The sequence below is a fragment of the Ahrensia sp. 13_GOM-1096m genome (assembly GCF_000620605.1).
GTDB lineage: Bacteria > Pseudomonadota > Alphaproteobacteria > Rhizobiales > Rhizobiaceae > Ahrensia > Ahrensia kielensis.
Window position 1 is genome coordinate 90,467 of record NZ_JIAX01000013.1, and the last position, 13,750, is coordinate 104,216.

The 13,750-nt window shown below is 47.3% G+C and carries 19 protein-coding genes; 11 read left to right on the forward strand and 8 right to left on the reverse strand.

What is annotated here, in order from left to right; genetic code table 11:
- The 11 genes from N530_RS17985 to N530_RS0111440 all read left to right on the forward strand — a co-directional run bounded on the left by N530_RS17985 (window position 1) and on the right by N530_RS0111440 (window position 7,170).
- Window positions 1–1,041 carry a flagellar hook-associated family protein gene (locus N530_RS17985; protein WP_051540912.1) on the forward strand — a complete coding sequence of 347 codons (1,041 nt, stop codon included), beginning with the start codon at window positions 1–3 and terminating at the stop codon, window positions 1,039–1,041.
- A 24-nt stretch (window positions 1,042–1,065) separates the two neighbouring features.
- Window positions 1,066–1,410, forward strand: a complete 345-nt coding sequence (gene flaF, locus N530_RS0111395) for a flagellar biosynthesis regulator FlaF (protein ID WP_018690488.1) — start codon at window positions 1,066–1,068, stop codon at window positions 1,408–1,410.
- A complete protein-coding gene (gene flbT, locus N530_RS0111400; protein ID WP_018690487.1) occupies window positions 1,410–1,859 on the forward strand; it encodes a flagellar biosynthesis repressor FlbT in 450 nt (149 codons plus the stop codon). The genes flaF and flbT overlap by 1 nt, the downstream gene beginning before the upstream one ends.
- Entirely contained in the window at window positions 1,859–2,272 is a 414-nt protein-coding gene (flgD, locus tag N530_RS0111405; RefSeq protein WP_081773949.1) for a flagellar hook assembly protein FlgD, read from the forward strand. Before flbT ends, flgD begins: the two co-directional genes overlap by 1 nt.
- Window positions 2,259–2,525 (forward strand): flagellar biosynthesis protein FliQ, encoded by a 267-nt coding sequence (fliQ, locus tag N530_RS0111410; RefSeq protein ID WP_018690485.1) that lies wholly within the window; start codon window positions 2,259–2,261, stop codon window positions 2,523–2,525. The genes flgD and fliQ overlap by 14 nt, the downstream gene beginning before the upstream one ends.
- A gap of 108 nt (window positions 2,526–2,633) precedes the next feature.
- The gene (gene flhA, locus N530_RS0111415) at window positions 2,634–4,718 is read left to right on the forward strand and encodes a flagellar biosynthesis protein FlhA (RefSeq protein ID WP_018690484.1); all 2,085 of its coding nucleotides are present in this window, start codon (window positions 2,634–2,636) and stop codon (window positions 4,716–4,718) included.
- Window positions 4,715–5,470 carry a flagellar biosynthetic protein FliR gene (locus N530_RS17990; protein ID WP_035267003.1) on the forward strand — a complete coding sequence of 252 codons (756 nt, stop codon included), beginning with the start codon at window positions 4,715–4,717 and terminating at the stop codon, window positions 5,468–5,470. Before flhA ends, N530_RS17990 begins: the two co-directional genes overlap by 4 nt.
- Entirely contained in the window at window positions 5,467–5,889 is a 423-nt protein-coding gene (locus N530_RS0111425) for a hypothetical protein (protein ID WP_026480794.1), read from the forward strand. Before N530_RS17990 ends, N530_RS0111425 begins: the two co-directional genes overlap by 4 nt.
- Window positions 5,890–5,923: 34 nt before the next feature.
- Window positions 5,924–6,265, forward strand: coding sequence for a rod-binding protein (locus tag N530_RS18670; RefSeq protein WP_018690481.1), 342 nt, complete (start codon window positions 5,924–5,926; stop codon window positions 6,263–6,265).
- A 12-nt stretch (window positions 6,266–6,277) separates the two neighbouring features.
- Window positions 6,278–6,661 (forward strand): hypothetical protein, encoded by a 384-nt coding sequence (locus tag N530_RS0111435; protein WP_018690480.1) that lies wholly within the window; start codon window positions 6,278–6,280, stop codon window positions 6,659–6,661.
- Window positions 6,662–6,663: 2 nt separating this feature from the next.
- A complete protein-coding gene (locus tag N530_RS0111440; RefSeq protein WP_026480795.1) occupies window positions 6,664–7,170 on the forward strand; it encodes a hypothetical protein in 507 nt (168 codons plus the stop codon).
- A gap of 2 nt (window positions 7,171–7,172) precedes the next feature.
- Here N530_RS0111440 and N530_RS0111445 read toward each other — a convergent pair whose 3' ends face one another.
- From N530_RS0111445 to N530_RS0111480, 8 genes are all read right to left on the reverse strand, one after another.
- Entirely contained in the window at window positions 7,173–7,574 is a 402-nt protein-coding gene (locus N530_RS0111445; protein ID WP_018690478.1) for a hypothetical protein, read from the reverse strand.
- Window positions 7,575–7,985: 411 nt separating this feature from the next.
- Window positions 7,986–8,291: a hypothetical protein gene (locus N530_RS0111450; protein WP_026480796.1), complete on the reverse strand. Its 306-nt coding sequence runs from the start codon at window positions 8,289–8,291 to the stop codon at window positions 7,986–7,988.
- On the reverse strand, window positions 8,291–8,821 hold the full coding sequence (locus tag N530_RS0111455) for a chemotaxis protein CheD (protein ID WP_026480797.1): 531 nt from the start codon (window positions 8,819–8,821) through the stop codon (window positions 8,291–8,293). Before N530_RS0111455 ends, N530_RS0111450 begins: the two co-directional genes overlap by 1 nt.
- Window positions 8,821–9,210 (reverse strand): response regulator, encoded by a 390-nt coding sequence (locus N530_RS0111460; RefSeq protein WP_018690475.1) that lies wholly within the window; start codon window positions 9,208–9,210, stop codon window positions 8,821–8,823. The genes N530_RS0111455 and N530_RS0111460 overlap by 1 nt, the downstream gene beginning before the upstream one ends.
- Window positions 9,211–9,230: 20 nt before the next feature.
- Window positions 9,231–10,250 carry a chemotaxis response regulator protein-glutamate methylesterase gene (locus tag N530_RS0111465; protein WP_026480798.1) on the reverse strand — a complete coding sequence of 340 codons (1,020 nt, stop codon included), beginning with the start codon at window positions 10,248–10,250 and terminating at the stop codon, window positions 9,231–9,233.
- Window positions 10,250–11,125, reverse strand: a complete 876-nt coding sequence (locus N530_RS18000; protein WP_035267006.1) for a protein-glutamate O-methyltransferase CheR — start codon at window positions 11,123–11,125, stop codon at window positions 10,250–10,252. Before N530_RS18000 ends, N530_RS0111465 begins: the two co-directional genes overlap by 1 nt.
- Complete coding sequence (locus N530_RS0111475; protein ID WP_026480799.1) at window positions 11,122–11,577, reverse strand: chemotaxis protein CheW; 456 nt, start codon at window positions 11,575–11,577, stop codon at window positions 11,122–11,124. The genes N530_RS18000 and N530_RS0111475 overlap by 4 nt, the downstream gene beginning before the upstream one ends.
- Window positions 11,578–11,589: 12 nt before the next feature.
- On the reverse strand, window positions 11,590–13,743 hold the full coding sequence (locus N530_RS0111480) for a chemotaxis protein CheA (protein WP_035267009.1): 2,154 nt from the start codon (window positions 13,741–13,743) through the stop codon (window positions 11,590–11,592).
- Window positions 13,744–13,750 lie beyond the last annotated feature (7 nt).

Sequence of the window (13,750 nt, forward strand, 5' to 3'; positions counted from 1 at the left end):
ATGAAAGCATCATACGTATCAACCGCAGCAATTAATTTTGGTCTTCGTAATTCGACGGCCAGTATGCAGCGTACATTGCCGAACTTGCAGCTTGAAACTGTGACTGGTCGCAATGCGGATTCAGGACTAGCACTTGGTTCGAAAACGGGTGAACTTGCTTCATTGCGTCACGATATTTCTGTTATTAAACGTCTAACTGACACCAATGATTTGGTTTCGGTTCGCATGCGAACCTCGCAATCATCTATGGGGCAATTGACCGCTGTCGGCGATAATCTAATCGAAGCGATAAGCCTTGTACTTGGCAATAATTCGCAAAAAGGCGCTGTTGCGATTACCGCTAAAAGTGGCATCGCTGAAATGACAGCCAGCCTTAATGCTACTGTTGGCGGTGTGTTTGTTTTTGGTGGTGAAAACTCTGATGCTGTTCCCATAAATGATTATGAGGGCTCGCCAGCGCAAACTGCATTTAGAGGTCAGTTTGCCGCTGCGTTTGGCTTCCCAATTGATTCACCTTTGGCAGCCAATATTAGCAAAGCAGATATGGAAACATTTCTAGTTAGTGCTGAATCTGATTTCCTTTCCACGCAGTGGGCAGGCGGCATGTCAAACGCTAGCAGTGATGTGCCAGATGTGCGGGTTTCTGACGGTGTGACAGTCAAGACAAGTATTAGCGCGAATGAAAAATCAGTCCAAAAACTGATGTTCAGCACGATCTTGGCTTCTGAAATGTACAACAGTCAATTGGGCGACAGTGCGCTTGATGCGGTTGGCAAATATGTCGTTGAAAATGTGACTGAAGCCAGTGGCGGCATCACTAAGATGCGCGGCACCATTGGACTTTCACAAGAGCGGGTCGAGCGTGCCAGTGCGGCGCTTGAAGTTAAGAAATCACTGCTTGAAACTTTTGTCATCGATCTTGATGGTGTCGATCCTTATGAGACGGCCATTCAAGTCAACTCTTTACTCACGCAAATCGAGGTTTCCTATTCGGTGACCGCGCGCATTCAGAACCTGAGTCTGATGCAGTATTTGCGTTAATTTTGCCACTCGATTGGATGGATAATGATAGTGCTTAGATATTCAGAAGTAGAACAGGACTCGGCAGTAGATGCACGCTCACGCGAGCGTGAGTTGCTTGACCGCAGCATTCTGCTTTTCGAAAAGGCACAGGCCGAAGGTTCAGGCTCAATGGCAGAAATTGAAGCTGTCCATTTTGCAGGCCGTTTCTGGAGTATTGTGCTTGAGGATTTGGCCAGTGAAGACAACACACTGACCAAAGATCTACGGGCCGGAATAATTTCAGTCGGTATTTGGATTTTGCAGGAATGTGAAGCCGTTAGGCAGGGGGATTCCGGCAAAATTGAAGGAATTATTGGCGTTTCACAAATCATCAAAGGGGGGCTCTGATGGCGGGTACGTTCAAAATATTCTTAAAGGCGAACGAACGATTTTTTATCAATGGCGCAGTTTTTCGCGTTGACCGTAAAGTATCTATCGAGCTTCTGAACGATGTGGATTTTTTGCTTGAAAGCCATGTGCTGCAAGCTGAAGAAGCAACGACACCTTTGCGTCAGTTATATTTCATCGTGCAGGTTATGGTTATATCACCAAAAGACCGCGATACAGTAACGCCGCATTTCCGTGACACATTGCCAACGCTTTTGAAAACTTTCGACAATCAGAAAGTTCTTTCTGGTCTCAAACATGTTGATCAGATGGTTGGTGAAGAGCGTTATTATGAGGCGTTGAAATCTATTCGCGCGCTCTATGACATCGAAGAGGAAATTCTTGCAAATAGAGTTGATCCTGTGGTGTTGGAAAAGCCGGTTTACGAACAACTAAGGAATGCAAGCTGATGGTTGATGCAGTACAAGGTACCAGTGTAACTGGCAGCGCGAGCACGCAAACAGCGCAAAAAAAAGCAACAGTTGATTATGATGCGTTTCTAACGCTGATGGTCGCACAGCTCAAAAATCAAGACCCGACCGAGCCGATGAAATCCAGTGAATATATGGCTCAATTGGCTTCGTTCTCGAATGTTGAGCAATCGGTTCAAATGCGGGCAACGCTCGATACGATTTTGAAAGCTGGCTATCTTGAGCAAGCCGGTTCTCTTATCGGCAAGCATATCAGTTCGCCCGATAATTCAATCGCAGGCGTTGTTTCTGAAGTTCAAGTTCTGGATGATGGCATTATCGCGACGCTGCAATCCGGCGAGCGCGTCATCGTCTCCAGCGGTGTTAGGATTTCTGACAGTGAACCAGGCTGACGTCCTTGATCTGGTTCAATTTGCCATTTGGATAACCATCCTTGTGTCAGGCCCTGCCGTTATTTCAGCAATGGTGGTCGGCCTTTCCATTGCTTTGTTGCAGGCTTTGACACAGGTTCAGGAAATTACCCTGACTTTCGTGCCTAAAATTATTGCGATTTTTCTCGCACTTTCAATTGCTGCTCCCTTTATGGGCTCTCAAATTGGCCGGTTAACTGACGTTTTATATTCAAGAATCGAAACCGGCTTTTAGATTTTCCTTGATCTATGATTTGCGGGCCACTTTTTGTGGCCACGCCTACTTCGCACAAGTTTGACGGCCTAGGTTGATCTCATCAATGATTGATCTTGAGGGACGGTTTTGTCAGCAAACCACACAGCAGCAGTAAAGCCGGGTTTCCACGGCCGCGATATTGGATTTGCGGTTGTGATTGTCATGATGCTGACAATCCTATTCTTGCCGGTTCCGACATTTCTGATCGACTTGGGATTAGCGTTTTCTATCGCGATCTCCGTTTTGATTTTGATGGTCGCCTTGTGGATTTCAAAGCCACTTGATTTTTCTTCATTCCCGACAATTTTGCTGATCGTCACGATGATCCGGCTGTCGCTTAACATTGCGACAACCCGCGTTATTCTATCAAACGGTCATGAAGGCACAGATGCTGCGGGCAATGTTATCGGCGGCTTTTCGCAATTTGTTATGGGCGGTGATTTCGTCATTGGCCTTGTCGTGTTTATGATCCTGATCATCGTCAATTTTATGGTGATTACAAAAGGTGCGACGCGTATTGCGGAAGTGGGCGCACGTTTTACGCTTGATGCTATCCCCGGCAAGCAGATGTCGATTGATGCTGACCTTTCAGCGGGCGCAATTGATGATGCTGAAGCCCGTGCAAGGCGTAAAGAACTGGAGCAGGAAAGCTCGTTCTTTGGCTCGATGGATGGTGCATCTAAATTCGTGCGCGGCGATGCGATTGCCGGTCTTATTATTACAGCGGTCAATATTTTCGGCGGCATCATTATTGGTGTCACCCGTTATGACATGAGCATTGGTGAAGCGGCTGACATCTTCACAAAGCTTTCTGTGGGCGATGGTCTGGTATCGCAGATCCCTGCGCTTGTGGTGTCACTGGCTGCGGGTCTTCTTGTTTCAAAAGGCGGTACAACTGGTTCGGCAGAAAAAGCGGTTCTTGATCAGCTTGGCGGATATCCAAGGGCACTTTTTGTGGCCGGTATTATGCTCGCCATTCTTGGCCTGATGCCAGGTCTGCCCGCATTGCCATTCCTGATGCTAGCGCTTCTCATGGTCTCTGTTGGTTATATTAAGCCGATTGTTGAAGAACGCCGTGCCAATGAAGAAGCAAAAATAATTGAGAATAATCTGATTGAAAAGCAATCTGCTGAGCGCGACACTGTTAAGGAATCGCTGCGCACGGTTGAAGTTGAATTGGTGATGGGCAAGCAGCTTGCCGCACGCATGTTGCCTAAGAAGCAAGAAATTGCACACCGTATGAAGAAAATGCGTAAGCGTTTTGCGGTTGAGTACGGCTTTGTTGTGCCTGAAATTCAGGTCACCGATGACTTCTCGATTGATCCTAAATCTTATCAGATCAAAGTACATGGCACGGTGGTGGCTGAGTACAAATTGCATTTGGGCGATTTGATGGTGTTTGGTACGCACCCGCAACTTAACAATATGCCGAAAGAACCGATCAAAGATCCGGCTTACGGTGTTGATGCATTGTCTATTCCTGAAACATTTTCTGCGGATGTGCGAGCGCTTGGGCTTCAAACGGCCGACAATTTATCGGTTCTGCTTACCCATTTGAGTGAAGTGATCCGCAACAATCTACCGCAACTCTTGTCGTTTACTGTCGTCAAACAACTTGTTGCGCAAATGGATGGTGATTACCGTAAGCTGATTGATGATGTGTGTTCGACGCATATCAGCTATCCAGGTTTCCAGTCGGTGTTAAAGCTACTGCTTGCCGAGCGTGTGTCGATTAGAAACCTGACGCTTATCAGTGAAGCCATTGCAGAAATCGCGCCGAGCGTGCGCAAATCTGAAGCGATTGTTGAGCATGTGCGCAGCCGTATTTCGCAGCAGCTATGTGGCGACTTAACCGAGAACGGTGTGCTGAAACTATTGCGCCTTGGCAACCGCTGGGAAATGGCTTTCCGTGAAAGCTTGAAACGTGATGCATCTGGTGAGTTGGTGCAGTTTGATATTGATCCAAGATTGCTGGAAGATTTCAGCAAAGAAGCGGACGATATGATCAAGGACCTTCGCACGAAACATAATCAGTTTGCGATTGTTACATCGCCTGATGCGCGTCCTTATGTGCGCATGATTATCGAGCGGCTACATGCTGATATGCCAGTTATTTCGCATGTGGAAATAGGCAAGGGTATTGAGATCAATATTCTTGGCTCAATTTCATGATTGCAAGTGTCGCTGGTGATATCACGGCGTTCTTTCTTATTTTTTGCCGTGTTGGCGCGTGCTTTATGCTTTTGCCCGGTCTTTCAAGTATGCGGGTTTCGCCGCAGATTCGGCTGTTTGCCGCCGTTACAATTTCTTTCGCGCTGACAAGTCTGATGATGCCTGAAACGCCAGGTGGGCAGCTGCCAAATGACTTGCTGTTGCTTTCGATTTTTCGCGAAACGCTCATCGGTGCGTATTTTGGTTTGATCGTGCGGGTTTATCTTTTAGCGCTAGAATTTATCGCTGGCGGCGTGGCAATGACTGTCGGATTTGGCGGTATGCTTGGCGCGCCGATTGAGGGAACCGATGCGCAATCTTCGCTGACATCACTGATTTCATTTAGTGCGCTGACAATGCTTTTTATCTTTGATTTTCATCATCTGGTCTTGTCTGCATTGATTGATACTTACCAAGTCAGACCGATAGATGAGGCGCCCAATGTGCGCTTGCTATTGGTGGGCCTGACCGATGTTTTGCGCGAGAGTTTTATGATCGCCTTGCAGCTTGGCAGTCCATTTATTGGCTTTGCGATTATCGTCAACCTTGCCGTTGGCTTCATTAATAAATTGGCGGTTCAAATTCCACTATACTTCATCGCCTTGCCGTTCATGTTGTTTGGGGCATTGTTTATTTTGTACTTCTCAATCCCTTATATGCTCAGCTTGTTTGTATCGGCATTGCCGACAGTATTTGAGTTGGGTGTGCGATGAAATCTCGATTAGATACAAAACAACGCATTTTAAAATTGCAAAAGATGCGGCAGGAAAAAGCAGAACGTGAACTCGCTTTCGCACAGCGGCAGAAACACGCAATCGCTGTTGAAAGGGCAAGCCTTTTGGCGGCGCTCGATGAAGGCAGCGTTGCAGAACGTCTCTTCCCAAAGCTTACCTATGACCGGCTTCGCACGCTGGAGACCAACCTGAAACATATGGAAAAACATGTGGCGCAGAAGGTGCAAGAATCTTTTTCTGAAAGCAAAAAGCTTGAAAAAACCCGTGATGGTGTTCGCGAAGAGCGGGCGCGCGCTTTGAAAGAATTCGAAGCAATTGAACAAAGCGAGCAGATTGATTTACGCGCATCAAAATATGGTCAATCCACAGGTTCAGGCAAGATTGCTGATCTAGATTAGGCGATAGGTTCTTTTCATTGAAAGCGCAATTAAAATGGACGTGGCAGTCAATTCCATCGCAAGCATTTTAGGTGACAAGCCGTCGCAAATTGCAAAGCTCAATGGTGCTGAAAAAACGCAAAGCTTAAGACAGGAACGCAGTGTTGGCGAGACAGCACTTTCTCCAGCGAAGAAATTTGAAGCGATGGTCATGTCACAAATGGTGGCTGATATTATGCCGAAAGACAGCGAATATTTTGGCGATGGATTTTCAGGCGATGTCTGGCGCTCAATGATGTCTGACCAGATTGCTCAATTGATGGTTAAATCAGCAGATTTTGGCATTGCGGAACTGGTTACAAAAGACACTGCTGAAACCCCAAAAACATCTAAATAGGTAGGACGCATTATGGCTGCGCAACGCAAAGTAAAAATGAAAAAAACTGATAAAGCTGCGAATACGACTTTAATAAACCTGCTACGCCGCGCCACGGCTGTGATGGACGAAGAAACGCAATTGCTGACAGCTTCTCCCAGCTCAGATGTGTCTGATTTGGTTGCGCGCAAAAACCGTTACTTGTTTGAGCTAAGCATCGCGATGGAAGATGTTGTGCTTGGCCCGCAAGACCTCGAAGCTCTGAGTGAGTTGAAAAAACTTAAAGAGGCTGCGGATAAAAACGAGCGCCGTCTTGCGGTTCAAATCAACGCCTCTAAAGAGATCGTGGACATTCTAGGCAATCTTGCGCAGGCAAGCAGCAAAGACGGCACCTATGCCGCTTATCGCAGTCTGTAGGCATGTCTTTACTAGGAAACATCACAGCGCTTGGTGTTCTGGCCAGCGTTGCTGGCGGGGCATGGGCTGGACTATTACCTGATAATGCAGCGCATGATCCGGCCAGCATACATGCTGATGGTAGTGAAGATAAGCAAGAGCGTTATCTCGAACTCGAATTGATCGCCGTGCCGTTGATCGTGGATAATCAAGTTGATGGTTATTTGCTGTCGCGCTTTTTGGTGCAGATTAATGAGGAAGAGGCCAAACGTTTTGACCTCAATCTTGAGACCTATCTGACAGATGCTATCTACAGACATTTGATTGCGACAGCGGCATCGCTCAATACAAACAATACGTATCGTATCTTCGGTGAAACCGAAGATGGATTATTGAACAAAATAAACACCGAGCTTGGTGTTCAAATGGTCGATAGCGTTACGATTTCGCAGCTTGATATCTTACAAAATGATGCTCTGCTTATCGATGATAGCGTCAGCGGTAATGCTGCGAACGATACTAACGAATAGTCCTATTTTAGTAGGAATACATATTCTTCTACATCGGCGATTGCTGCTGCTGCGCTAAATAGATCAGCACAGACCGCATCGCCGTCTTCCGCATTTGCTAGAATTGTTGACGCTTTTGTATAGATTTCTTTGCGCTGCTTGACGCTTTTTGCATCTGCATATTGATCTTTGGATTTTTCAACAGGCGTTCGGATGCCCAGCACGCAATGGCCCGTTTTTTCATTTTGGTAGAAGACTGGGAAAGAATGCTGAACCGTCGCAACTTCTTCTTTTTTCAGTTTGCCATTATCAATCACGGCCTGATTATGGCCGCTGGGTTCTACAGAAATGCCCATGAAAGCTGCGCCGCAGAACACTAATGCGCATGCAGCAGGTAGGACGATGTTTGAAACGACAGTGTTCATGAATAAAATAGCCAAGCGATAATAATATTCTCAACATAGGCCGTGCTGCTTGCCCCACGCTGGAATCATTAAGCGCTGTGGATTTATTGCTGTATTTATAGAGGCAGCTACGGGCAAGGCATGTCGGGCATCATAAAAGTGCAATGATTGCAGATATTTAGGATGAGTGTTTCGATGTTAGTAGTGTTGGTAAGTGGCTGTTTGTTAATCGTGTCAATTTTGACTTTAGAAATGATCGACTAGCCTATCGCGCACGATTTGCCGTTCACTGCTTAAATGCAGGCGGCGACGACTTTTAAGCATGCTGCTTGTCAGCGGTGCATTATCAACTCGTCGCAAAATTAAGATGAGAAGAAACTTCGGGTGGATTTTCGTCTCTTCAGAACTTGGAGCAGCACACTATGGCTTGTTCTAGCCAATTTTATGCTGCTCAAAAAGATCGCGCGTATGTTCAAGCTTGGCGCTGGAAGCGAGAATCTTCAAAAGCGTGATCTGGTCTTGATGCGATTGCTCCGCAAACTCAACAACCAGTTTTGAAACTTCGCGCAAACGCTGGCTGCAAAAATCAATCTTCTGCAACTGCATCATTTTTTCATTGGTCAACTCGCTTGGATCAAATGAAGGCAATTCTTCAATTTCATTCGCGATGGATAGCAATTCAGCCGCAATAATATTGATGGCATCATCGTGCTGTGTATTTGTTTTATTATCAGTCACTAGAATAGCTCCATTGTACCTGTTTCAGGTATGATCTCAGTTTGCAGCGCAATGCTTTCGACCTGTTTGTCGATTAATAATTTTTGCCGTGAGCGTCCGGTTGCAGGATGAAATTCAATCCGGCGTCCGGCGTTTCCGCCAAGGCTCGATGATATGACATTTAGCCCTTCATTCTTAACAAATTCACTGATGAAATTGATATTGCGTTCGCCGGCATCAAAGCCATTGCTCGTCAATTTTCCGCCACCAAATAATTTGAACTGAAGATATTGTCTGCGGGCGCCTTGCTTATAAAGATCATTCAGCAGGAGTTCCATGAGGTTGGCACCATAAAGCGTGCTGCTTGCGTTTTGATCTTTTTCGCGCGCGTCAGGAAGCAGCATGTGGTTCATGCCGCCAATGCCCATGGTCGCATCGAAGGCGCAAACAGCAACGCATGAGCCCAGAACGGCTGACAAGACGGTGTTGGCGTCGCTTGATACATGATGCGAACGCTGCATGACCGACACTTTGACCATGTTGTCAAACATTAGTTCAGTCGTCCGACAACAGACTCAATGGCTGATCGCAAGCTGGCTTCTGTAAATGGTTTTGCGAGCACCATGTTCACTTGAAACTGCTGTGCGAGTTTTACAATTTTTTCGTCTTTTCGACCGGTCATCAAAATGATGCCTGTTTTTTGCAGCTTTGGATGTGCGCGCAGCGCTTTGACCAATTGCAACCCATCAACATCAGGCATGTACACGTCTGAAATAATCAGATGCACAGGTGCGGCTGATAGTTTTGTAAATGCTTCGCGGCCATCTTTCGCATGCACAATGTTACGGATGCCAAGCCCTTCGAGGGCTTCAACCGTAACCATTCGGCTCGTCACATGGTCGTCTACGACCATCACCCTTAATACATCTTTAGTTGCCATTTGGACCTCCTGTATATTGCTCAGTAACTGAGCAATGCGTCTGCTATTTTTGTTATTGGTAATACAAAGCTCGCTGCCCCCAGCATATGCGCCGCCTTAGGCATGCCGTATACGAGACTTGTTCTTTCGTCTTGTGCAATTGTTTTTGCGCCTGCTTCTTTCAGGTGCAAAAGTCCATTTGCGCCGTCACTGCCCATGCCCGTAAGGAGCGCTGAGCAGATATTCTTACATCCAGTTTCCGCCAGTGAATCAAAAAGTACATTGACCGATGGCATATGGCCATCAACGGGCTCACCGGGGCTGACGCGTGTGCGCAGCTTATCGGTCTTGATGATCTTGGTGTGACCAACCGCGCCCGGTGCAATGTAAATATTGCCCGGCTCTAAAACCGTGAGATTGCTTGCCTCGCTAACATTCGGCTTGCATATTTTGTTTAACCGCTCTGCAAAACTCTTTGTGAAAGTGGCAGGCATATGCTGGGTTACAACTGTTGGCGGGCAATCGGCCGGAAAGGATTTAAACAAAGTCGTTAAGGCTTCTACACCGCCGGTCGATGAGCCAATGGCAATGATTTCCGGCATTGTACCAGATCTGATGCGTTCCGGCTTTGCCGTTATGGCCACGGGTTGTTTGGCATTACGCGTAATCGCTGCGCTTGATTGAGCGGCCGACTTTACCATCGCGCAGATTTCGCGAAGCGCTGCTTCATCATCAATGCGCGGTTTTGGCAGGCAGCAAAATGCGCCTTGCGACAATGCTTCAAGCGATAGTTCAGTGCCTCTGCCTGTGTGGCTGGAAATCATTACCACCGGCATTGGACGCAGCGTCATGACCTTCGACAGAAATTGCAGGCCATTCATTTTTGGCATTTCAATATCAAGGGTCAGAACATCAGGGTTCAGCTCCTTGATCATGGCGCGTGCTTCATAAGGGTCCGATGCCATGCCAATGACATCGATCATCGGATCATCAGACAGGATAGCTGCGAGCAATCGTTGCATTGATTTTGAATCATCAATGATGAGCACTTTAACGGCCATTAGTTCGAACCTCGTAGTGTGCGTTCATAGGTGGTCGAGCCAATGGATTTAAACTTATCCGTAGCAGAACCGATAACGCGTTCGGAATGACCGATAAAAAATTGCCCTTCAGGCAGAAGGTGATCTGCAAATTTGTTGAACAGTTTTTCCTGATCTTCATGCGAAAAATAGATCAGTACGTTGCGGCAGAAAATGGCATCATATTTGCGCTTTAACGGCCATGAATTCATCAGGTTTAGATGTTTGAACGAGACCAAATCACGTGGTGCTTGCGCTAACTGGTAAGAGCCGTCGACGACTTTAAACCATTTTGATAGCGTGTTGCTTGGCATCTTTGACACCATATCGGCGCTATAAAGGCCGCTGCGCCCAACGTTTAGAGAATATTTGTCGATGTCTGTTGCTAGAATACGGAAGTCGTAATTTGCAACTTTTGGAAAAGCATCCAGCATGGCGCAGGCAATGGTGTGGGCTTCGCTGCCGTTTGAGCAGCCAGCCGACCATATGCGGACAGATTCACCGTTGGTCAGCTTTTTGGCGAGTTTTTCGACCAAGTTTTCACGGAAGTGTGTGAAATGATGCGGCTCCCGATTGAAGCCTGTCACATTGGTCGAGATCGCGCATATGAGTTCTTCTAATTCATCACGTCCATCAGGTGATTGCACCAGACGTATGTAAGAGCCAAAATCAGATAGGCGCTGCACACGCAATCGCTTTTGCAATCGAGATTTGACCAATCCCAACTTACGCTCACTGAGCTGAATACCACTTAGATCTTGAACGATCTTTGCGATCGTAGCAAAATCAGCGAGACTTAACTCCGGACTTGCAAAGGCGTTTTGAGTGCCTGATGCGAGTTCGAGGGCTGCGTTCATGCCGCAAGTTCCACTTCATCCGGCACAAGGCGATCAAGACGGATTTCACATATGATACGCTCTTCCAAGACAACAACACGGCCGAAAAACTCAGCGGCAACTTGATTGTCTAGGTCAGGCACATCGCGTAAATCTTCTGCTTTGACTTCCAAAATGTCTGACACGGAATTGACCAAAAGGCCGACCATTTTGTTTTTCACTTGCACCACGATAACGACATGGCGTTCCGTTGGGCCTTCAGAGTGAAGGCCAAGGCGCTTTGCCAGATCCACGATTGGCAAAATTGTGCCGCGCAGATTGATAACACCGAGCAGATAATCTGGTGAATGGGGAAGAACGGTTGATGGCGTCCATCCACGGATTTCGCGTGTAGATGTGATCTCTACGCAGAACTCCTGTTCGCCTACGCGAAAGACGATAAACTCTTCATGCTTGCTGTTTACATCGGACATATCAGTTTCCTTCTAGGCGATTTTTTCGAGTTTCGGGGTTTGCTGAACAGGGACTTCTTTTGCCTTGCGGCTAACGATATCATCGACATCGAGAATTAATGCGATGCGTCCACTGCCCAATATTGTAGCTGCTGCAATGCTTGGAATGCGTTTGTAATTGCTTTCCATGCTTTTAATGACGACCTGCTGTTGGCCAACGATTGAATCAACAACCAACGCGCTCATTTCGTTCTTGCGCGATTCAACCACAACGACGGTGGCGTTTTCCCAATCGGTTGTTTTTTCGCTAAAGCCAAGGCTGTGCCCAATATCAATGAGCGGCACCAATTGGCCGCGCAGTTTCAAGACGCGGTTTCCTTCGCCAATCGTGAACACATCTTCCTTGTTGAAGATGATGGTTTCGATAACGGATGTGACCGGCAATACGAGAATTTGCTCGGAAGTTTTAACCAACATACCATCAAGGATGGCGAGTGTTAGCGGGAGGTGCAGCGTAAAGTGCGAGCCTTTGCCGGGCTCTGATGAGATAAGAACGCGGCCACCCAGCCCTTGAATGGACTGGCGCACGACATCCATGCCGACACCGCGGCCAGAAACATCGGTAATTTCATCTGACGTTGAAAAACCGGGCGCAAAAATAAGATTGTCGATTTCGTCGTCTGAAAGTTTAGCGTCTTGTGAGACGATGCCTTTTTTGCGTGCGATTTCGAGAACTTTTGGCCGATTAATCCCTGCACCATCGTCGCGAATTTCGATCACTATGCTGCCTGAACTATGAGAAGCAGAAAGCCTGATTTCGCCCACTTCTGGTTTGCCTGCAGCAATGCGTTTTTCTGCGCTTTCGATGCCATGATCAACGGAGTTACGGATCATATGGGTGAGGGGATCGGATAGACCTTCAATGACGGTTGTATCAACTTCTGTTGATTCACCCTCAAGCACCAGATTGGCTTTTTTGCCTGTCGCATTGGCAACTTCGCGCACAACGCGCGACATGCGCATGAACACAGGTTTAATCGGCTGAGCGCGAATAGCCATCACGCTTGATTGGATGTCACGTGTAAGGTTTTGCAATTCAACAAGCGCAAGACCGGCCGGAGTTCCAGAAGCAAATCCGGCATCATTGATCTGCATGGTCAACATGGATTGGCTGATTACCATTTCGCCCATGAGGTTGATCAGGCGGTCAACCTTGGCCGAATCCACACGGATTGGCTTTGATGCTGTTTGGCGATCTTTGCTGGCTTCTGGCGTTGCTTCTTTTGTCTCAACAAGTTCAAGCGGTGCTGCGGGCAAATCAATATCAACAGGTGCACCGAAATCTGCAGGCGCTTCTTCTGGTGCATCATCGTCGAACTGGGATGTATCAACATCCAGATCAAGGCCGCCAAGAAAGTCGCTAATATCAGCGCCGCCCTCAAATGCCTCTTCTTCTGGCTCTTGAATTTCGAGCGTGCAGAAATCTTCAACCCATTCAAACGGGGTTTTTACAGCTGAAAGAGTAGCGTCTGTTTCAACCGTTAGGTTCCAGCTCAGGTTCGTCACCTTTGGATCATAACCATCTAACGGCGGGACATTGCTTATGTCAGCTTTCGCTGTGCAGGTGCCAAGCTCGGCAACTTCGCGGAAGATGCGCTGTGGATCATGGCCATGCAAATAGAGTTCGTTTTGCGGTGCAAACGCGATTTGAAATGCTTTTGGCGGGGTTCCAAAATCATCGAAATCAAAGGCATCGAGTGAAATTGGCACCGCATCGAAAACGGTTTCTTCTGCGTTTTCATCTTCAGCTTCGAGATTGAATTCGGTTTCAAGCGCTTGGGTTATTTCTTCGCAAGGAATTTTGTCGCCGCCATCACGCGCAACGGCCACAATATCCGTCAACACATCGGCGCAGCGCAATAAAAGGTCGATACGCTGTGGGCTTGATTGGGAATTGTCCGAGCGGATGACGTCTAATGCATTTTCAAAAACATGAGCAAAGCTCACCAAGTCATCAAGCGCAAATGCTCCCGCGCCACCCTTGATCGAGTGAACCGCGCGGAAAACCGAGTTGATAATCTCTGGGTCCGTATCGCCGTTCGACATGTCGAAGAGGCCCGACTCTAGCTCAGCAAGCTGGTCGCCACATTCGGCAAAATACGTGTCTTTGATTGCATCCATATTCATGAGTCGT

Bases quoted from the DNA above. Each gene is read 5' to 3' on its own strand.
- N530_RS17985 (WP_051540912.1), top strand. From the start codon at position 1: ATGAAAGCATCATACGTATCAACCGCAGCAATTAATTTTGGTCTTCGT.
- flaF (WP_018690488.1), top strand. From the start codon at position 1,066: ATGATAGTGCTTAGATATTCAGAAGTAGAACAGGACTCGGCAGTAGAT.
- flbT (WP_018690487.1), top strand. From the start codon at position 1,410: ATGGCGGGTACGTTCAAAATATTCTTAAAGGCGAACGAACGATTTTTT.
- flgD (WP_081773949.1), top strand. From the start codon at position 1,859: ATGGTTGATGCAGTACAAGGTACCAGTGTAACTGGCAGCGCGAGCACG.
- N530_RS17990 (WP_035267003.1), top strand. From the start codon at position 4,715: ATGATTGCAAGTGTCGCTGGTGATATCACGGCGTTCTTTCTTATTTTT.
- N530_RS0111425 (WP_026480794.1), top strand. From the start codon at position 5,467: ATGAAATCTCGATTAGATACAAAACAACGCATTTTAAAATTGCAAAAG.
- N530_RS18670 (WP_018690481.1), top strand. From the start codon at position 5,924: ATGGACGTGGCAGTCAATTCCATCGCAAGCATTTTAGGTGACAAGCCG.
- N530_RS0111435 (WP_018690480.1), top strand. From the start codon at position 6,278: ATGGCTGCGCAACGCAAAGTAAAAATGAAAAAAACTGATAAAGCTGCG.
- N530_RS0111440 (WP_026480795.1), top strand. From the start codon at position 6,664: ATGTCTTTACTAGGAAACATCACAGCGCTTGGTGTTCTGGCCAGCGTT.
- N530_RS0111445 (WP_018690478.1), bottom strand. From the start codon at position 7,574: ATGAACACTGTCGTTTCAAACATCGTCCTACCTGCTGCATGCGCATTA.
- N530_RS0111455 (WP_026480797.1), bottom strand. From the start codon at position 8,821: ATGTTTGACAACATGGTCAAAGTGTCGGTCATGCAGCGTTCGCATCAT.
- N530_RS0111460 (WP_018690475.1), bottom strand. From the start codon at position 9,210: ATGGCAACTAAAGATGTATTAAGGGTGATGGTCGTAGACGACCATGTG.
- N530_RS0111465 (WP_026480798.1), bottom strand. From the start codon at position 10,250: ATGGCCGTTAAAGTGCTCATCATTGATGATTCAAAATCAATGCAACGA.
- N530_RS18000 (WP_035267006.1), bottom strand. From the start codon at position 11,125: ATGAACGCAGCCCTCGAACTCGCATCAGGCACTCAAAACGCCTTTGCA.
- N530_RS0111475 (WP_026480799.1), bottom strand. From the start codon at position 11,577: ATGTCCGATGTAAACAGCAAGCATGAAGAGTTTATCGTCTTTCGCGTA.
- N530_RS0111480 (WP_035267009.1), bottom strand. From the start codon at position 13,743: ATGAATATGGATGCAATCAAAGACACGTATTTTGCCGAATGTGGCGAC.